The sequence below is a fragment of the Roseateles cavernae genome, from assembly GCF_040187885.1.
GTDB lineage: Bacteria > Pseudomonadota > Gammaproteobacteria > Burkholderiales > Burkholderiaceae_C > Roseateles_E > Roseateles_E cavernae.
The window spans coordinates 103,442-122,081 of sequence record NZ_JBDPLH010000010.1 but is presented as its reverse complement, the minus strand read 5'-3'; the positions used below and the strand labels follow the sequence as shown (position 1 = coordinate 122,081).

18 protein-coding genes are annotated in these 18,640 nt (G+C 67.8%); 13 read left to right on the top strand and 5 right to left on the bottom strand.

Annotated features, from left to right (window positions below; translation table 11 throughout):
- Positions 1-48 precede the first annotated feature (48 nt).
- From ABGI63_RS21570 to ABGI63_RS21560, 3 genes are all read right to left on the bottom strand, one after another.
- A complete protein-coding gene (locus tag ABGI63_RS21570) occupies positions 49-501 on the bottom strand; it encodes a Smg family protein (RefSeq protein WP_266003713.1) in 453 nt (150 codons plus the stop codon).
- Positions 502-596: 95 nt separating this feature from the next.
- Complete coding sequence (gene dprA / locus ABGI63_RS21565; RefSeq protein WP_349744562.1) at positions 597-1,718, bottom strand: DNA-processing protein DprA; 1,122 nt, start codon at positions 1,716-1,718, stop codon at positions 597-599.
- Positions 1,719-1,746: 28 nt separating this feature from the next.
- A complete protein-coding gene (locus tag ABGI63_RS21560; RefSeq protein WP_349744561.1) occupies positions 1,747-2,913 on the bottom strand; it encodes a LysM peptidoglycan-binding domain-containing protein in 1,167 nt (388 codons plus the stop codon).
- 281 nt (positions 2,914-3,194) lie between these two features.
- On the opposite strand from ABGI63_RS21560, the gene def reads away from it, so the two are divergent.
- From def to pyk, 10 genes are all read left to right on the top strand, one after another.
- Positions 3,195-3,713, top strand: coding sequence for a peptide deformylase (gene def, locus ABGI63_RS21555; protein WP_349744559.1), 519 nt, complete (start codon positions 3,195-3,197; stop codon positions 3,711-3,713).
- An 8-nt stretch (positions 3,714-3,721) separates the two neighbouring features.
- Entirely contained in the window at positions 3,722-4,690 is a 969-nt protein-coding gene (fmt, locus tag ABGI63_RS21550; RefSeq protein WP_349744557.1) for a methionyl-tRNA formyltransferase, read from the top strand.
- Positions 4,691-4,738: 48 nt separating this feature from the next.
- The gene (gene htpX / locus ABGI63_RS21545; RefSeq protein WP_349744556.1) at positions 4,739-5,584 is read left to right on the top strand and encodes a zinc metalloprotease HtpX; all 846 of its coding nucleotides are present in this window, start codon (positions 4,739-4,741) and stop codon (positions 5,582-5,584) included.
- Positions 5,585-5,659: 75 nt separating this feature from the next.
- Entirely contained in the window at positions 5,660-5,998 is a 339-nt protein-coding gene (locus ABGI63_RS21540; RefSeq protein WP_432767453.1) for a hypothetical protein, read from the top strand.
- 108 nt (positions 5,999-6,106) lie between these two features.
- Entirely contained in the window at positions 6,107-6,862 is a 756-nt protein-coding gene (locus ABGI63_RS21535) for a head GIN domain-containing protein (RefSeq protein ID WP_349744553.1), read from the top strand.
- A 54-nt stretch (positions 6,863-6,916) separates the two neighbouring features.
- Positions 6,917-7,657 (top strand): AzlC family ABC transporter permease, encoded by a 741-nt coding sequence (locus ABGI63_RS21530; protein ID WP_349744551.1) that lies wholly within the window; start codon positions 6,917-6,919, stop codon positions 7,655-7,657.
- Positions 7,654-7,983 carry an AzlD domain-containing protein gene (locus tag ABGI63_RS21525; protein ID WP_137944675.1) on the top strand — a complete coding sequence of 110 codons (330 nt, stop codon included), beginning with the start codon at positions 7,654-7,656 and terminating at the stop codon, positions 7,981-7,983. Before ABGI63_RS21530 ends, ABGI63_RS21525 begins: the two co-directional genes overlap by 4 nt.
- Before the next feature lie 35 nt (positions 7,984-8,018).
- On the top strand, positions 8,019-9,212 hold the full coding sequence (locus tag ABGI63_RS21520; protein WP_349744550.1) for a phosphoglycerate kinase: 1,194 nt from the start codon (positions 8,019-8,021) through the stop codon (positions 9,210-9,212).
- 209 nt (positions 9,213-9,421) lie between these two features.
- Complete coding sequence (locus ABGI63_RS21515) at positions 9,422-11,731, top strand: NADP-dependent malic enzyme (RefSeq protein WP_432767452.1); 2,310 nt, start codon at positions 9,422-9,424, stop codon at positions 11,729-11,731.
- An 82-nt stretch (positions 11,732-11,813) separates the two neighbouring features.
- Entirely contained in the window at positions 11,814-13,244 is a 1,431-nt protein-coding gene (gene pyk, locus ABGI63_RS21510; protein ID WP_349744548.1) for a pyruvate kinase, read from the top strand.
- Here pyk and ABGI63_RS21505 read toward each other — a convergent pair whose 3' ends face one another.
- Positions 13,245-14,264, bottom strand: a complete 1,020-nt coding sequence (locus tag ABGI63_RS21505; RefSeq protein WP_349744547.1) for an STAS-like domain-containing protein — start codon at positions 14,262-14,264, stop codon at positions 13,245-13,247. It lies immediately after the preceding gene.
- Between the two features lie 242 nt (positions 14,265-14,506).
- On the opposite strand from ABGI63_RS21505, the gene fba reads away from it, so the two are divergent.
- The 3 genes from fba to ABGI63_RS21490 all read left to right on the top strand — a co-directional run bounded on the left by fba (position 14,507) and on the right by ABGI63_RS21490 (position 17,676).
- Positions 14,507-15,571, top strand: a complete 1,065-nt coding sequence (gene fba, locus ABGI63_RS21500) for a class II fructose-bisphosphate aldolase (protein ID WP_349744545.1) — start codon at positions 14,507-14,509, stop codon at positions 15,569-15,571.
- A gap of 89 nt (positions 15,572-15,660) precedes the next feature.
- On the top strand, positions 15,661-16,560 hold the full coding sequence (locus tag ABGI63_RS21495) for a phosphoribosylaminoimidazolesuccinocarboxamide synthase (protein WP_349744544.1): 900 nt from the start codon (positions 15,661-15,663) through the stop codon (positions 16,558-16,560).
- Positions 16,561-16,569: 9 nt separating this feature from the next.
- Positions 16,570-17,676, top strand: coding sequence for a tetratricopeptide repeat protein (locus ABGI63_RS21490; protein WP_349744542.1), 1,107 nt, complete (start codon positions 16,570-16,572; stop codon positions 17,674-17,676).
- Here ABGI63_RS21490 and ABGI63_RS21485 read toward each other — a convergent pair.
- A complete protein-coding gene (locus ABGI63_RS21485; protein ID WP_349744540.1) occupies positions 17,673-18,626 on the bottom strand; it encodes a tetratricopeptide repeat protein in 954 nt (317 codons plus the stop codon). The genes ABGI63_RS21490 and ABGI63_RS21485 overlap by 4 nt on opposite strands.
- Between the last annotated feature and the right edge of the window lie 14 nt (positions 18,627-18,640).

Here is an 18,640-nt window from a genome sequence, read left to right as displayed (position 1 = left end):
AGACCGCCCGCGCAAAGCGCGTAGCTCTGACCCCAACTGATGAGCGGGTCAGTGGATCAGCCGGTCTTCCGGCGCGACGAAGAGCTCGTCCAGGATCAGTGCATCGGGCTCCTCGCCCAGGCTCCAGAACACCATCAGCACGATGATCTTCAGGTCTTCGAGATCCATTGGCGCGCCGGGAATGGCCATCGCGCGGTCGATCACCATCTCGCGCATCGGCGGCGGCAGCACGCCGGCCGACTCCAGAAAACTGACGAAACCGACCGAGGGCTCGCCCAGATGGTCCAGCTCGTCAACGGAATAGACGCGCTGGCTGAGGGCACCCTGTTCGCCGTGATAGGACTGGGCCGCCTCGGCCAGACCGTCCAGCCAGGACAGGGCTTCCTGGATTTCGTCGCTCTCGAAGCCTACGGCCGACAATTTGCGCGTCAGCTGGGCGTGATCGGGGCAGGCGTCGGGCCGCCAGTAGGTTTCGTAGAGATAGACGAGCACGTCAAACATGAATCGACTATAACCCAGGCCCCCAAAGCCCTGGCGCGCGAAACCGGGGCCGAAAACCCGCTTTTGCGGCAGATATGGACCGAATATGGGCCGATTCAGGCCTGGCCCTGGCGCTGGAACAGCTGGCCCGGCAGCCGGGCCACGGCACCGCTGAGCTCCAGTTCCAGCAGCAGCGCATTGAGCTGGGCGGCCGACCAGCCGCCGCGCGCCTGCAGTGCGTCCAGGCTGACCGGCTCATAGCCCATCGCGGCCAGCAGCAGGCCCGTCTCGCCCTCCGGCTCGGGCGGGTCGGCCGGCCCGTCTTCCCGGAGGCTGCCTCTGAGCACCGGCGCGGCGCGCGAGGGCTGCAGCTCTTCGAGCACGTCCTCGGCGCGCTCGACCAGCTTGGCGCCCTGGCGCAGCAGTTCGTGGCAGCCCTTGCTTTGCGGTGCGTGGATGGAACCGGGCACGGCAAACACCTCGCGGCCGGCTTCGGCGGCCAGCCGGGCGGTGATCAGCGAACCCGAGCGCGGCGCCGCCTCGACGACCAGGCAGCCGCGCGCCAGTCCGGCAATGATGCGATTGCGGCGCGGGAAATTGGCCGGCAGCGGCGGCGTGCCCAGCGAGTACTCGCTCAGCAGCAGGCCGCGCTCCGCGATCTCGTTGGCCAGGCGCTGGTGGCTGCTCGGGTAGATCTGGTCCAGCCCGGTGCCCAGCACGGCAATGGTGGCGGCGGTGCTTTTCAGCGCGCCGGCATGGGCGGCGCCGTCGATGCCCACGGCCAGGCCCGAGACCACGGTCAGCCCGGCCTGGCCCAGGGCCTGCGCCAGATCGTGGGCATTGTCCCGTCCTTGCGGGGTCGGCCTGCGGCTGCCGACGATGGCCAGGGACTCGGCCGCCAGCAGCTCGCGCCGACCGATCAGATAGAGCAGCAGCGGTGGGTCGGCGGTTTGCAGCAGGGCCGGTGGATAGTCGGCATCGCCAAGCACCAGCACATCGCGGCGCGGATCGCCTTGCAACCAGGCCCAGGTGCGGACGATCAGGCCGAGCAGCTCGGCGCTGGGCTCGCCCAGCGCCTGGGCCGGCCCGGCGGCGACGAACTGCCGCCGGGTGAGGGCGGTGGCGCTGATCACGGCCTGCGGCGAGCCCAGGCCGGCCAGCAGCCGGCGTGCGCTCTCCAGCCCCAGGCCCGGTGTTTCCAGCAGTTGCAGCCAGGCGGCCAGTTCGCTGCGCTCCATCTGCGCGTCCTGACCGGGGTCGCCCGCGCTAGGGCTGGGTGAAGCGGTCGCCGGCCGAGACCGGGTCCTGTACCGAGATGATCAGCGCATAGGAGACCCGCTGATAGACCTGGAACACGAACAGCACGCCATGGCGCTCGTCGGGCAGCTTGATGTCCTCGCGCTTCTCGCCGGTGCGGTCCACCATGCGACGGCCGTCGCGCCACAGCGCCAGCACATGGCCGCGCTCCATGCCATCACGGGCACCGCGGTTCAGCGCAACGATCTGGTTCTGGCCGGCGTTCAGCGCGTCGCCGTAGATCGAAACGATCTGGCCCGAGATCGGATTGGCCGGCGCATGCGGCACATAGCGCGCAAAGCTGCGCTGCGGCACCGGCGAGAGCCGGTCGCCGACGCCAATCTCCTGGCGCGTGGTCTTGATCACCAGGGTGGCCGGGATCACATCCACCTTGCCGTCGGCCAGCTGGCGGTTCTCGGCCGGGCGGCTCAGCTCGGCCGTGCCCAGATAAGGCGCTTCGTAGCCAAGGATCTCGCGCGTGGTCGGGTCGCGCAGCGGCACGGTGTTGCGGAACACCCGGTAGTCGGTGGCCTGGCTGAGATCGCCGCGCGCATAGGCCAGATCGCCCTTGGCCAGCAGCACATGGCCCTCCTGGGTCGCGACGATGCGCGGCGCACGCGCCAGCTCGTCGCTGTCGAACACCACGGCATCGGTCAGAAAGGGTTCGATCAGGTGCTGCGGGATCGCGGTGATCGGGTTGTCGTCATGCCGGCTGGAGCGGATTTGCGGCGAGAGCTTGACGGTGCCGCCATCGCCCGCGCCGGCGCCACGCGCCAGCTGTAGGCTGGCGCGGCCATTGCTTTTGACCAGCAGCAAGACCTGACCCGGGTAGATCAGGTGCGGGTTGCTGATCTGGTCGCGGTTCATGCCCCAGAGCTCGGGCCAGCGCCAGGGGCTGGTCAGAAAGAGCTTGGAGATGTCCCACAAGGTGTCGCCGGGCTTGACGGTGTGGCCGTCCGGCGCGTTGGGCGAGAGCTCCGACAGCGGCACGCCGGCCTGGGCCACGCGCGCGGCAGTCTGGCGCTGATCGGCGGTGATGGGGTAGTTGGTGGCCGAGGCGGAAACGCCGACCAGGCTCAGGACCAGCGCCGTCAGGCAACTGGCAGGGTGGGGGAGTTGGGGCCGCCTCTGGGTCATCAAGAAATCTCCCGCGCCTTCTGCCTCGCAGCGCGGCGCTGTCTCAGCTAAAAAATGTTCGGCGTGCACACCGAATGGACCGCTTCAAGCGGGTATTGCTCAAGATCGGCGAAAATCCGCTTGGCTTGAGACGATTTTGCCCCCAATCAGGGGTGGTCGCAATGAAAGCGTCCGGTGCCCCGATGCTCTTGCACGCTCTTACAAACAGGCGTTGTGCGTTGTCCACAGCCCGGGCTGCCTCCTTAGCACCAAAGAGGCGGCCATAAACCTTGAAGATGTCCATGGCGATACTGAATATCCTGAGATACCCCGATGCCCGTCTGCACACGGTGGCCAAGCCGGTGACGGCGGTCGATGAACGCATCCGCACCCTGGTCGACGACATGCTGGAGACCATGTATGCGGCCGAAGGCGTGGGCCTGGCCGCGACCCAGGTCGATGTGCATGAGCGCGTCATCGTGATGGACACCTCGGAAGGCCGCGACGAGCCGCGCGTGCTGATCAACCCCGAGTTGGTCGCCCACAGCGATGGCTGGGTCGAGGGCGAGGAGGGCTGCCTGTCGGTGCCGGCCATCTATGACAAGGTGCCGCGCCATGCCAAGGTCACCGTGCGGGCGCTGGGCCGCGACGGCCAGCCCCATGAGTTCGAGGCCGAGGGCCTGCTGGCCGTCTGCGTCCAGCACGAGATGGATCATCTGATGGGCAAGGTCTTTGTCGAGTACCTGAGCCCGCTCAAGCGTGAGCGCATCAAGAGCAAGATGGTCAAGAAGACGCGCGAAGAGCAGTCGCGGCGTCGTTGAGGCGGTCCATGCGCGTCGTCTTCGCAGGAACCCCCGAGTTCGCCAAACAAGCGCTGGCCTGCCTGCGGGCGGCCGGCCACGAGATCCCGCTGGTGCTGAGCCAGCCCGACCGGCCGGCCGGTCGCGGCATGAAGCTGCAGGCCTCGCCGGTCAAGCAGTTCGCCGTCGATCATGGCATCGCGGTGGCCCAGCCGCGCAGCCTGCGCCTGGATGGCAAATTTCCCGAGGAGGCGGCCGCCGCGCGCCAGGCCTTGCTGGATGCGCGGCCCGATGTGATGGTGGTGGCCGCCTATGGCCTGATCCTGCCGCAATGGGTGCTGGACCTGCCGCGCCTCGGTTGCCTGAACATCCACGCCTCGCTGCTGCCGCGCTGGCGTGGCGCCGCGCCCATCCATCGCGCGATCGAGGCCGGTGATGCCCGGACCGGCATCACCATCATGCAGATGGATGCCGGCCTGGATACCGGCGACATGCTGCTGGTCGAGGCCCTGGACATCGCGCCGCAGGAAAGTACGGCGACCCTGCATGACCGTCTGGCGGCGCAGGGCGGGCGCCTGATCGTCGAAGCGCTGACGCTGGCGGAGCAGGGGGGGTTGCGGCCGGTGGTGCAGCCGGCCGAGGGGGTCTGCTATGCCCACAAGATCGAGAAGGCCGAAGGGCAGATCGACTGGACCGAGCCGGCCGCGCAGATCGAGCGCCGGCTGCGCGCTTTCGATCCCTTCCCGGGCGGCCAGGCCCAGCTGGACGGAGAAATCCTGAAATGCTGGCGCGCCGAGCTGGCGGAGCGGCCCCAGGGCCAAGGCCAGCCCGGCGAAGTGCTGGCGGCCGACGAGCGCGGCCTGCTGGTGGCTTGCGGCGAGCAGGCCTTGCGGCTGACCGAGTTGCAGCGTGCCGGTGGCAAGCGCCTGCCGGCCCAGGCTTTTTTGCAGGCCCGGCCGGTGGCGGTCGGCAGCCGCTTCATCACGCCGGCGGCTTGAATTTCGGGGTGGACACCCCATCTGCGGTCCACAAAGGAGTTCGACGACATGTTCAATCTGATGAAGACCGCCATCCTGATGGCCGCCATCACCGCCCTCTTCATGGCCATCGGCGCCATGCTGGGTGGACAGAGCGGCATGTGGCTGGCCCTGGCCGTGGCCGTGGCGATGAATTTCTTCAGCTACTGGTTCTCGGACAAGATGGTGCTGAAGATGTACAACGCGCAGCAGGTCGACGAGACCTCGGCGCCGCAGTTCTACGCCATGGTGCGCGAGCTGGCCGCCAAGGCCCAGCTGCCCATGCCCAAGGTCTACATCATCCGCGAGGATGCGCCGAACGCATTTGCAACCGGTCGCAACCCCGAGAACGCTGCCGTGGCCGCGACCACCGGCATCATGCGCGTGCTCAGCGAGCGTGAGCTGCGCGGCGTGATGGCGCACGAGCTGGCCCATGTGAAGCACCGCGACATCCTGATCAGCACGGTCAGCGCGACGATGGCCGGTGCGATCTCGATGCTGGCCAATTTCGCGATGTTCTTCGGCGGGCGCGACAGCGAGGGCCGGCCGGCCAACCCCATCGTCAGCATCCTGGTGATGATTCTGGCGCCCATCGCCGCCAGCCTGATCCAGATGGCCATCAGCCGCGCCCGCGAGTTCGAGGCCGACCGCGGCGGCGCCGAGATCTCCGGCGACCCGCAGGCCCTGGCCTCGGCGCTGGAGAAGATCCAGCGCTATGCCAAGGGCATCCCGATGGAGGCGGCCGAGCGCCACCCCGAGACCGCCCAGATGATGATCATGAACCCGCTGTCCGCTGGCGGTATCAAGGGTTTGTTCAGCACCCACCCGGCCACCGAGGAGCGGGTCGCCCGCCTGCTGGAGATGGCCCGGCGCTGAGCAAGGGCCGCGACTCAAGACCTGGCCCCAGCGGCCGATAATGGGGCGATGAAGGCCATTCTCTCCCTCTCTCCCGTGTTGCTTGCCGTCCTCTTGCTGGCCGGCTGCGAGCAGCTGGGCATCGAAGACCCGGCCAAGGCCGCCGCCAACAAGGAGGCCGAGGGCAAGGCCATAGGCAGCGCCTGCCGCCATGCGATGCGCGCGATCGAGGACTGCTATCTGCTGAACCCCAAGGCGCAGAAGGCGGCGGTGTTTGCCGGCTGGCGCGAGATGGACGAGTACATGCGCGAGAACAAGCTCGAGGGCGTGGCGCCGGTCGTGCCGCGCCCAGGCGCGGCCAAGCCGGCCGACGATGTCGAGACCGAGCCCAAGGGCGCGTCTCGCGAGGCGAGCCGCCCCGCCGCGTCGCGCTGAGGCGCAGCTGGCGGGTTTTGAATTGCAGTTGGTCGCGTCATGCTGGGGCCGCGTGCCGGGCTGAGCCATGATGGCGGCACTGCAATCCACAACGAGGAGAACCCCGTCATGAACACCCAACGTCGCCGCCTTGCTGTGGCTGTCATCGCGCTGTCTGGTCTGGCCGCCCTGAGTCCGGCCCAGGCCTGGGATTGGACCTTCGGCAGCGGCGAGCGCGTCAAGGGCTCGGGCGAGGCGGCCAGCGAAAAGCGCAGCCCCGGCAGCTTCGATGCCATCACGCTGAGCGGCGAGTTCAAGGTGCTGGTGCGGCAGGCCGCGACCGAGTCGGTCGAGATCCGGGCCGACAAGAATCTGCTGCCGCTGATCGAGACCCAGCTGGTCGGCAGCACGCTGGAGGTCCGGACCAAGAAGGGCTATCGCCTGTCCGGCACGATGCCCATCCAGGTCAATGTCGACATTGGCGCCTTGCGCGCGCTGGCGGTCAACGGCTCCGGCGACATCCGGGTCGAGACGATGAAGACGCCGCAGCTCGATGCCAGCATCTCGGGCTCCGGCGATGTGCGCTTTGCCGAGCTGTTCAGCGAGCGGGTCGGTTTCAAGGTCTCGGGCTCGGGCGATATCCTGGCCAAGGGTCGCATCAACAGCCTGGCGGTCTCGGTGGCCGGCAGCGGCGACGTGAAAGCGTCCGAGCTGGTGGCCGACGAGGTCAAGGTCAGCATTGCCGGTTCCGGCGATGTCCAGGTCCAGGCCAACAAGCAGCTCAAGGTCAGCATCGCCGGCTCCGGCGATGTGCGCTATCTCGGATCGCCCGAGATCAGCAGCTCGGTGGCCGGCAGCGGCTCGATCAAGCGCCTGGGCAACTGACGCTATACGCACAGGGCGGCGCCGTGCCGCCCGGCTTGCGCCGACAATCGGTCCATGCGGGCTGTTGTATCCAACTATCTGGCGCTGACGCGCGACCCCGAGTTTCGCCGGGGGGCGCGCGAGATGATGGGCATCACGCTGGGCATCTCGGCCTGGGGTCTGGTGACCGGCGTGGCCATGGTCAAGAGCGGGCTGTCGGTCTGGATGGCCTTGCTGATGAGCCTGGTGGTGTTCGCCGGCAGCTCGCAGCTGGCCTCGCTGCCGCTGATCGCGGCCGGCGCACCGATGTGGGTGCTGTGGGCCACGGCCTTCTGCGTCAATCTGCGCTTCGTGATCTTCAGCACCCAGTGGCGCATGTATTTCGGCCATCTGCCGCGAGCCCGGCGCATGAAGATCGCCTATTTCGCCGCCGACCTGAACTATGTCGCCTTCCTGAAACGCTTTCCCGACGGCAAGCCCGCGCCCGAGCAGGAGCCCTATTTCTGGGGCGGGGTGGCGCTGAACTGGTGCGCCTGGCAGATCCCGTCGATCGCCGGCATCCTCCTGGCCAACCATGTGCCGACCGAATGGGGCCTGGGTTTTGCCGGCGTGCTGGCCCTGCTGGGCCTGTCCTACTCGCTGCTGAAGGACCGCAATACCTGGGTCACGGCCGCAGTGGCCGGCTGCGCGGCGGTGGCGGCCTATGCCTTGCCGCTGCGGCTGAACATCATGGTGGCGATCGCGGTGGCGGTAGCCGTCGGCCTGATGATGGAGAAATGGTTGCCCGAAGGGCCGCGAGAGGGGCCGCGCACATGAACTGGTGGGAGACCACGCTGGCCATCCTGGGCATGGGGGCCATCACCTTGCTGACGCGCTCCTTCTTCCTGATCCCGAAGAACGAGCTGCCCTTGCCGGACTGGCTCAAGCAGGGCCTGCGCTATGCGCCGCTGGCCGCGCTGGCGGCCGTCATCGTGCCGGAGATCGTGATGAGCCAGGGCGAGCTGATCTCGACCTGGAAGGATGCGCGGCTCTATGCCACGGCCGTCGGCACCGCCTATTTCTTCTGGAAGGGAGGCATCCTCGGCACCATCATCAGCGGCACGGTGGTGATGCTGGCGCTTCGGATCGGCCTGGGTTGGTAAGCTTCGGCCTGAATCCAACCACCAAGCTCCCTCCCATGAACGTTTTGCGTTTCTCCGATCTGGTCGCCGCCGGCAAGGTGTCCGGCCAGCGCGTCTTCATCCGTGCCGACCTCAATGTGCCGCAGGATGATGCCGGCCACATCACCGAGGACACCCGCATCCGCGCGTCCATCCCCTGCATCGAGCAGGCGCTGAAAGCCGGCGCTGCGGTGATGGTGACCTCGCATCTGGGCCGCCCGACCGAGGGCGAGTTCAAGCCCGAGGATTCGCTGGCGCCGATCGCCAAGCGCATGGGCGAGCTGATGGGCCGCGAGATCGCTGTCGTCGCCGACTGGGTCGACGGCGTGTCGGTCGCGCCGGGCCAGCTCGTGCTGCTGGAGAACTGCCGCGTCAACAAGGGCGAGAAGAAGAACAACGAAGAGCTGGCCAGGAAGATGGCCCAGCTCTGCGACATCTATGTCAACGACGCCTTCGGCACCGCCCACCGCGCCGAGGGCACGACCTATGGCATCGCGCAGTTCGCGCCCATCGCCTGCGCCGGCCCGCTGCTGGCAGCCGAGATCGACGCGATCAGCAAGGCCCTGGCCCAGCCGAAGCGCCCGCTGGTCGCCATCGTCGCCGGCTCCAAGGTGTCGACCAAGCTGACCATCCTGAAAGCGCTGTCCGACAAGGTCGACGGCCTGATCGTCGGTGGCGGCATCGCCAACACCTTCATGTTGGCGGCCGGTCTGTCGATCGGCAAGTCGCTGGCCGAGCCCGATCTGGTCGGCGAGGCCAAGGCCGTGATCGATGCGATGAGCGCGCGCGGTGCCGCCGTGCCGATTCCGGTCGATGTGGTGACCGCCAAGCGCTTTGCCGCCGATGCCGAGGCCACCGTCAAGGCCGCCACCGAGGTGGCCGACGACGACCTGATCCTGGACATCGGCCCGAAGACCGCCGCCATCCTGGCCGCGCAGCTGAAGGCGGCCGGCACCATCGTCTGGAATGGTCCGGTCGGCGTGTTCGAGTTCGACGCCTTTGCCGGCGGCACCGAGGCCATCGCCCGCGCGATTGCAGAGTCCAGCGCCTTCAGCATCGCCGGTGGCGGCGACACGCTGGCCGCGATCGCCAAATACGGCATCGACAAGGACGTCGGCTATATCTCCACCGGCGGCGGCGCCTTCCTGGAGGTGCTGGAGGGCAAGACCCTGCCGGCCTTCGAGATCCTGAGCCGGCGCGCGCAAGGGTGACTGCTCACCCTTGCGCTGGCTGGCGAAGGACCGGTCGCATGCTTGCGACCGGGCTGGCCAAGCGCGCAGCGGGCTGAGATGAACAAGGGGCTTCGGCCCCTTTCTTGATGGCGGCTTCATTGCCATCTTTGCATGCCAGTTAAAACACTCGGCATCGGCATGCGTGGCGAACAGGAGTAATCTCACCGGCCCTACAAGAGGAGACCTGGATGAGCAAAACCCTGTCGCCGGCCCTGTCGCCTGCGGAAAGCGCCTTGCGCGAAGCTGCGCTCGACTACCACCGCAGCCCGACGCGCGGCAAGATCTCGGTCACCCCCACCAAGGCCCTGTCCAACCAGCGCGATCTGTCGCTGGCCTACTCGCCCGGCGTGGCCTATCCCTGCCTGGACATCGAGCAAGACCCGACCCTGGCGGCCGAGTACACCTCGCGCGGCAATCTGGTCGGCGTGATCACCAATGGCACGGCGGTGCTGGGCCTGGGCGATATCGGCCCGCTGGCGGCCAAGCCGGTGATGGAGGGCAAGGGCTGCCTGTTCAAGAAGTTCGCCGGCATCGATGTGTTCGATATCGAGCTGGCCGAGCGCGACCCGGACAAGCTGGTCGAGATCATCGCGGCGATGGAGCCGACCCTGGGTGGTGTCAATCTGGAAGACATCAAGGCGCCGGAGTGCTTCTATATCGAGAAGCAGCTGCGCGAGCGCATGAACATCCCGGTCTTCCATGACGACCAGCACGGCACGGCCATCATCAGCGCGGCGGCCCTGCTGAACGGGCTGGAGCTGGTGGGCAAGGACATCGCCAAGGTCAAGCTGGTGACCTCCGGCGCCGGCGCCGCAGCGATCGCCTGCCTGGATGTGATGGTGGGGCTGGGCGTAGCGCGCCAGAACATCTTCGTCGTCGACTCCAAGGGCGTGATCCGCGAGGGCCGGGGCGACAAACTCGACGAGAGCAAGCAGCGCTACTGCCAGCAGACCGAGGCCAAGACCCTGGCCGATGTGGTGGCCGGTGCCGATGTCTTCCTCGGCTGCTCGGCCCCCGGGGTGCTGACGGCCGAGATGGTCAAGACCATGGCCGAGCGACCGATCATCCTGGCCCTGGCCAATCCCGAGCCCGAGATCCGGCCCGAGCTGGCCAAGGCGGTGCGGCCCGACTGCATCATCGCCACCGGCCGTTCGGACTATCCGAACCAGGTCAACAACGTCCTGTGCTTCCCCTATATCTTCCGCGGCGCGCTGGATTGCGGCGCGACCAAGATCACCGAGGAAATGAAGCTGGCCTGCGTGCGCGAAATCGCCGATCTGGCCAAGGCCGAGACCAGCGATGAGGTGGCGGCTGCCTATGCCGGTGAGGAACTGGCCTTCGGCCCCGACTACCTGATCCCCAAGCCCTTCGATGCCCGCCTGATCCTGCGCATCGCGCCGGCGGTGGCGCGGGCGGCCGAGGCCTCGGGGGTGGCGACCCGGCCGATCCAGGACCTGGACGCCTACCGCCAGGAACTGTCGCGCTTCGTCTACCAGACCGGCATGTTCATGCGGCCGGTGTTCGCGGCGGCCAAGGCCAATCCGGCGCGGGTCATCTACGCCGAGGGCGAGGACGAGCGAGTGCTGCGCGCGGTGCAGGTGGCGCTGGATGAGGGTCTGGTCAAGCCGACCCTGATCGGCCGGCCCGAGGTGATCGCGATGCGCATCCAGCGCGCAGGCCTGCGCCTGCAACTGGGCGGCGATGTCGCGGTGATCGATCCCGAGAACGACGCGCGCTTCCGCCAGTACTGGGAGGCCTATCACCAGATCATGGGCCGGCGCGGCTTCACGCCCGAGGCGGCCAAGGCGGCGGTGCGGCGCTCCAACACCACCATCGGCGCGCTGGCCATCAAGCTGGGCGATGCCGACGCGATGATCTGCGGCATGGTGGGTCGTTTCGACAGCCATCTGGAGCATGTCTCCGAGTTGATCGGCCTGAAGCCCGGTGCCCGCAGCTTTGCGACGATGAATGCGGTGATGCTGGAGAAGCAGACCCTGTTCATCACCGACACCTTTGTCAACGACAGCCCCGACGCCGAACAGCTGGCCGAGATCGCCGCGATGGCGGCTGAGGAGGTGCAGCGCTTCGGCCTGCCGCCCAAGCTGGCCTTTGTCTCGCACTCGATGTTCGGCTCCAGCAAGCGGCCCTCGGCCGTCAAGATGCGGCGTGCCCACGAGCTGTTCGCGGCCGCCCATCCGGAGATCGAGAGCGACGGCGAGATGCACGGCGATGCGGCGCTCAGCGAAGCGGTGCGCCAGACCTTTCTGCCCGACAGCAAGCTCAAGGGCGCGGCCAATCTGCTGGTGCTGCCGACCCTGGATGCCGCCAACATCCTCTTCAATGTGCTGAAGATCAGCGCCGGCCAGGGCGTCACCGTCGGGCCCATCCTCTTGGGAGCGGCCGCGCCGGTGCACATCCTGACGCCCTCGGCCACGGTGCGGCGCATCGTCAATATGACGGCGCTGGCTGTTGCGGATGTGCTCGCGGCGAAGGGATGAAACCGCGTGAAACCATTGCCGGCGTCCTGATGCGGCCCATAATCGCTCGCCTGTAACTTAATTCCAGCGAGACCGCTTCATCATGACCCGTGCCACCAAGATCGTCGCCACCCTGGGGCCTGCCTCCTCGTCGCCCGAAGTGCTGGAGCGCATGATCCGGGCCGGCGTCGATGTCGTGCGGCTGAACTTCTCGCACGGCAAGGCGCAGGACCATATCGACCGCGCCCGCCTGGTGCGCGAGGCGGCGCGCGCGGCCGGCAAGCAGGTCGCCATCATGGCCGATCTGCAGGGTCCGAAGATCCGCGTCGGCAAGTTCGAGCACGGCAAGATCGAGCTGGTCAACGGCACGCCCTTCATCCTCGATGCCGACCGCGTCGAGCTCGGCAACGAGCAGGCCGTGGGCCTGGACTACAAGGAGCTGCCGCGCGACGTGAAACCGGGCGACACCCTCTTGCTCAACGATGGCCTGCTGGTGCTGACGGTCGAGGCCGTCAAGGGCGCGGCGGTGCACACCATCGTCAAGGTCGGCGGCGAGCTGTCCAATAACAAGGGCATCAACAAGCAGGGCGGCGGCCTGACCGCGCCGGCGCTGACCGGCAAGGATATGGAGGACATCAAGACGGCGATGAGCTTCCAGGCCGAGTATGTGGCGGTCAGCTTCCCGAAGAACGCCACCGATATGGAGATGGCGCGCCAGCTCTGCAATGTGGCCGGCGAGCCCTATCGCCACAAGCCGGGCCTGATCGCCAAGATCGAGCGCTCCGAGGCGATCCCGCATCTGGAAGCCATCCTGAAGGCCAGCGACGGCATCATGGTGGCGCGCGGCGACCTGGCGGTCGAGGTCGGCAATGCGGCCGTGCCGGCGCTGCAAAAGCGCATGATCAAGCTGGCCCGCGAGCTCGACAAGGTGGCGATCACTGCGACCCAGATGATGGAGTCGATGATCGTCAACCCGGTGCCGACCCGCGCCGAGGTGTCCGACGTCGCCAACGCGGTGCTGGATGGCACCGACGCGGTGATGCTGAGCGCCGAGACGGCGGCCGGCAAATACCCGGTCGAGACCATCGAGCAGATGGCCGCGATCGCGCTGGAAGCCGAGCGCGCCGAGTTCGTCAGCCTGGACACCGATTTCGCCGGCCGCCAGTTCGGCCGCATCGACCAGAGCATCGCGATGGGCGCGCTGTTCACCGCCTACCACCTGGGCTGCAAGGCCATCGTTGCGCTGACCGAGTCGGGTTCGACCGCGTTGTGGATGAGCCGCCACCGCATCCAGGTGCCGATCTTCGCGCTGACCACGCAGGAACTCAGCCAGAGCAAGATGTGTCTGTACCGCAATGTGCGGCCGCTGCTGATGCCCAAGTTCGATGACCGCGACGCCGCGCTGGCGGCGGCCGAGAAACTGCTGGTGGAGCGTGGGGCGCTGATGCCCGGCGACACTTACGCGATCACCTGCGGCGAGCCGATGGGCTATCCGGGCGGCACCAATATGCTGAAGGTGTGTCGCGTCGGCTGATCAGCCGTTCTGCGCGCTCTTGACCAGGGCCGCGATGCGCGGCGTCATATGGGTGGGCAGCAGCTCCACCTCCTTGTGCGCCCGCGCGAACACGCGGAACAGCTCGTCGGCAAAGCCATGGCCGACATCGGCCACGCCGTCGAAGCTGATCTCGGCGCGCTTGAACATCGGCAGCCGGGCGGCCACGCGCCGCGCCTGTGCGCGTGAGTCCAGCGGCTGGCCCGGGCCGGCCAGGAGCCGCAAGGCAATCGTCGTCCGGTCGAACTCGATGCCATCGCCCGCCGTGCTCCAGGCTTCCAGCACCTGATCGAGCGTGCGCTTGGTGTCCAGTGCGATCGCCATATAGATCGAGCTGCCCTGGCGCGGCAGCGGGCGGCCGCGCTGCCAGCCGGTCGACTCCCAGGCGCGGCGCTGGAAGGCGGTGTTGTTGGCATGGATGTCGAACACATCGGCCAGCTGCGAGCTGAAGAACAGGCCGCGGCCGGTGTGCTGCTCGGGCTGGCTGGTCAGCCGTCCCTTGCTGAGCTCCAGCATCGCGTGCTGGGCATCGGCGATATCAAACGCCGCGCAGATCTTGTCGAACACGCCGCAGCCGTCGTCCGAGACCAGCAGCTGCACATGGCTGGGGGTCTGGCGCAGCGAGACGGTCACGCTGGAGCCACCGCTGTGGTCGGCCGCGTTATTGACCAGCTCGGTGAAACCATGCTGGATCATGCGTGCCACCTGGGGCGGCAGATCGAAATTGGGGGCGAAGTCGCGCTGCCAGGGCAGGTCCTCCTGCAGGCCGTGCAGCGTGTAGCTGCGCGCCACCTGGCGCAGCAGGCCGGGGGCATAGACCGGGCGGCGGCTCGTGCCGCTGCGCGTCAGCCAATGGGCGTCGACCAGGCGGCGCAGCGCGGCCTGCACGGCGCGGCGGCTGGCGCCGGTGCGCTCCTCCACATGGGCGACCAGATCATGCGAGTGTTCGCGCGCGGCGGCGCTGATCCAGAGGGTCAGGTGGTCGATGGCTAGGCGTGTCATGGCAGGGCTCCCACCCCAGTGTGCCCCGGCCGCCCCGCGCAGCATGCGGCGAAATAGGACCGAAAACACCGTGCCGAGCCTAGCGGCAGGCCTGTCCAGCCGCAAGCGCGCTTGTACCGACCCGTATCCAGGGGGCATGGGCGCCGTGGCGATGGGGCGCCGTTAGAATCGGTCGCAGTTACGGCGCGGTTACCTTGGGCCGCGCCCGCAAGAATTCTTCAACTTCAGCGAGGATCTTCCTCATGGCTCTCGTCTCCATGCGTCAGTTGCTGGACCATGCCGCCGAACACGGCTACGGCATCCCGGCCTTCAACGTCAACAACCTCGAGCAGGTCCAGGCCGTGATGGCAGCCGCCGACGAGGTCGGTGCGCCCGTGATCCTGCAGGCCTCGGCCGGCGCCCGCAAATACGCCGGCGAGGCCTTCATCAAGCACCTGATCCAGGCGGCCGTCGAAGCCTACCCGCACATCCCGCTGGTGATGCACCAGGACCACGGCACCAGCCCCAAGGTCTGCGAGGGCGCGATCAATCTGGGCTTCGGCTCGGTGATGATGGACGGCTCGCTGATGGAGGACGGCAAGACCCCGGCCTCCTTCGAGTACAACATGGAGGTGACCCGCAAGGTCGTCGAGATGTCGCACAAGGTCGGCGTCACCGTCGAGGGTGAGCTGGGCTGCCTGGGCAATCTGGAAACCGGCGAGGCCGGTGAGGAAGACGGCATCGGCGCCGAGGGCAAGCTGGACCACAGCCAGATGCTGACCGACCCCGAGGAAGCCGCCGTCTTCGTCAAGGCCACTCAGCTGGACGCGCTGGCCATCGCCATCGGCACCAGCCACGGCGCCTACAAGTTCTCGCGCAAGCCCACCGGCGACATCCTGGCGATCGGCCGCGTCAAGGAAATCCACAAGCGCATCCCCAACACCCATCTGGTGATGCACGGCTCGTCCAGCGTGCCGCAGGAGCTGCTGGCCATCATCAACCAGTACGGCGGCAAGATGAAGGAGACCTTCGGCGTGCCGGTCGAAGAGATCCAGGAAGCCATCAAGCACGGCGTGCGCAAGATCAATATCGACACCGACATCCGCCTGGCGATGACCGGCGCGGTGCGCAAGTTCCTGGCCGAGAACCCCGAGAAGTTCGATGCCCGCGAATGGCTGAAGCCGGCCCGCGAGGCCGCCAAGCTGGTCTGCAAGGCGCGCTATCTGGAGTTCGGCTGCGAGGGTCAGGCCGGCAAGATCAAGCCGCGCAGCCTGGTCGACATCGCCGCCGCCTACGCGCGCGGCGAGCTGAACCAGGTCGTCCAGTAAGCCCGGGTCGGCGCCCCACCCGTGCGAAGCCCGCCTCGGCGGGCTTTTTAACGTCCTAAAATCCGGCCCTTGCTCAGGAAACCCCCACCATGACCGCTGCCCTGCTCGAATCTTCGCTGACCTCGCTCCCCCTGATCGCCCGCGGCAAGGTGCGCGAAAACTATGCGGTGGGCGCGGACCGCATCCTGATGATCGCCAGCGACCGCCTGTCGGCCTTCGACGTCATCATGGGCGAGCCCATCCCCGGCAAGGGCGCGCTGCTGACGCAGATGGCGCTGTTCTGGTTCGACAAGCTGGACGGCATCGTACCCAACCACCTGACCGGCGAGGATCCGCTGTCGGCGGTCAGCAGCGCGGCCGAGAAAGCCCAGGTCCAGGACCGTGCCATGCTGGTCAAGCGCCTGAAGCCGCTGCCGGTCGAGGCGGTGGTGCGTGGCTATCTGGCCGGCAGCGGCTGGGCCGAGTATCAGAAGAATGGCCAGGTCTGTGGCGTCGCGCTGCCGGCCGGGCTGCAGAACGCCTCCAAGCTGCCCACCCCCATCTTCACGCCGGCCACCAAGGCCGAGATGGGCGATCACGACGAGAACATCAGCTTCGAGCGCATGGTCGAGATCATCGGGGCCGACCTGGCCACCCGCGTGCGCGACATCTCCATCCAGCTCTACCAGCGCGCTGCCGACTATGCCCTCACCAAGGGCATCATCATTGCGGATACGAAATTCGAGTTCGGCCTCGATGCCGATGGCACGCTGACCCTGATGGACGAGGTCTTGACGCCCGATTCCTCGCGCTACTGGCCGATCGAGAGCTATGCGGTGGGCATCAACCCGCCCAGCTATGACAAGCAGTTCGTGCGCGACTGGCTGGAGCAGGCCCAGGTCGACGGCAAGCCCTGGGGCAAGACCGCGCCGGCGCCGGCCCTGCCGGCCGAGGTGATCGCCAAGACCGCTGCCAAGTACCGCGAGGCGCTGGAACGCCTGACGCGCTGAGCTCCGGCCATGATCCCCGCCAAATCCCGCCTGCTGAGGCAGCTGGACACCCAGATCGCGGCAGCCCCCAGCCAGCTGCAGTCCGCCGGCCTGCGCGCCCAGCGCGCCGTGCTGCTGGCCCGCCATGGCCAGCTGGCCGAAGCCCGCGAGGAGCTGACGGCCCTGCATCAGCTCTCGTTCCAGCATCCGAATTCGCAGCTGGGTGCCTGGCTGCACTTCGCCGAAGGGCTGATGAGCTACTTCACCGACTTCGGCAGCGCGGCGCGGGAGAAGATCCAGCGCGCCCAGGCGATCGCCAAGCTGGCCGAGCTCAAGGAGGTCGAGGCGCTGGCAGCGGCCTGGCTGTGCCATCTGGCCTATGTGCGGCATGACATCGAGGCCCTGGTCGGCCATGCCCAGGCCTGCCTGCAGCTGGCCGCACCCGATCACCATGCGGCGCGCGTGCGGGTCGCCATCGCGCTGGGCCTGGCCCATCACTTTGCCAACCAGCCCGAGGCCGCCCAGGCCTGGTACGGCCAGGCGCGCCAGCACGCCTCGGCCGAGGGTGACGACGCCAGCCAGTCGGCCCTGATGTACAACATGGCCGAGATGCGCACCGCCCATGTGCGGCGCGAGAGTCTGGCCCACCCGAGCCGGCCGGTGCCCGAGCTGCTGCTGGGGGCTGATTCGATCAAACACTACGACGCGGCCGTCGGCGGCTCGGCGATGGCCGAGCTGACGCCGGTGCTGCGCGCCCAGGTGCTGACGGTGCAGGGCGAGTTCGCCCAGGCCCAGGCGCTGTACGAGCAGCATCTGCCGCAGGCCATGTCCAAGGGGCTGACGCGGCTGGGCAGCAGCCTGCTGGCCGATCTGGCCTGGTGCCGCTGCAATCTGGGCCAGCGCGAGCATGCCTTGCAGCAGGCGCGCGAGGCCGAGATCGAGCTGGACCCGGCCTGCGATGTCGACGACCGGGCCGCCACCCACAGCCGGCTGGCCCAGGTCTACGGCCTGCTCGGTGACGCTGCGGCCGCCGAGCGCCATGCCGCCCATGCGGTGGTCGAATGGGCCGAGTTTGCGGCCCAGCAGCAGGTCTGGGCCCGGGCGTTGGATGGCGCCGGGCTGTCCCGACCCGCTTAGAACAAGGCCATGCTGAGCTTGCGGCGGTACTGATCCAGCAGCGGATCGCTGGGCGGCACCAGCGCCTTGCCGGACAGCTCCAGCGTGCCCTTGGCCTCGGCGCCGGGCTGGGCCTTGGGCGCCGGCTTGGTCAGCAGCTCCAGGATGGCCACATAGCTCTTGCGCGCGGCCTCGCCGTTCCAGGCCTTGTCGCGCATGATGATTTCCAGCAGCTCGTCCATCGCCTCGGTGAAGCGCTGGCCGGCCAGATGGCTCCGGGCCAGCGCATAGCGGGCCTCGAAATCGCGCTTGTTGGCGGCAATCGCCGATTGCAGGGCCGCGACATCGGCGCCGGCCGTCTGCTCGATGGCCGCCAGCCATTGGCCCAGTGCGGCAAAGCGGGCATGCGGGGTGATGGTGTCGGCGGCCTGGGCGGCCACCGGCGCGAACGCGGCCTTGGCGTCCTGCAGCAGGCCCAGCTCCAGCAAGGCCTTGATGTAGTCGTAGCGTGCGGTCTCGTTGGCCGGATCGGTCTCGACCGCCTGCTGCAGCTTGCTCAGCGCCGACTCCAGATCACCCTCGGCCAGCAGCTCCTCCGCCTCGGCCAGGTCGGCCTCGGCCTCCAGCATCTCGCCGCTGGGCACATGCTTGTCGAGGAACTCGCGGATCTGCGCCTCGGGGATGGCACCGACAAAGCCGTCGACCGGCTGGCCGCCGACGAACATCACGCAAAACGGGATCGAGCGCACGCCGAAAGCCTGGCTCAGCTGGCTGGAGATCTCGGGCTGCTCGTCGCTATTGAGCTTGGTCAGCTTGAAGCGCCCGGCATAGGCGACTTCGAGCTTCTCCAGCACCGGGCCCAGGCTTTTGCAGGGGCCGCACCAGGGGGCCCAGATGTCCAGCAGCACGGGCTGCTGCATCGAGGCTTGCAGCAGTTCGGTTTCGAAATTCTGTATGGTGATGTCGGTCATGGTTTCTAGCGGCG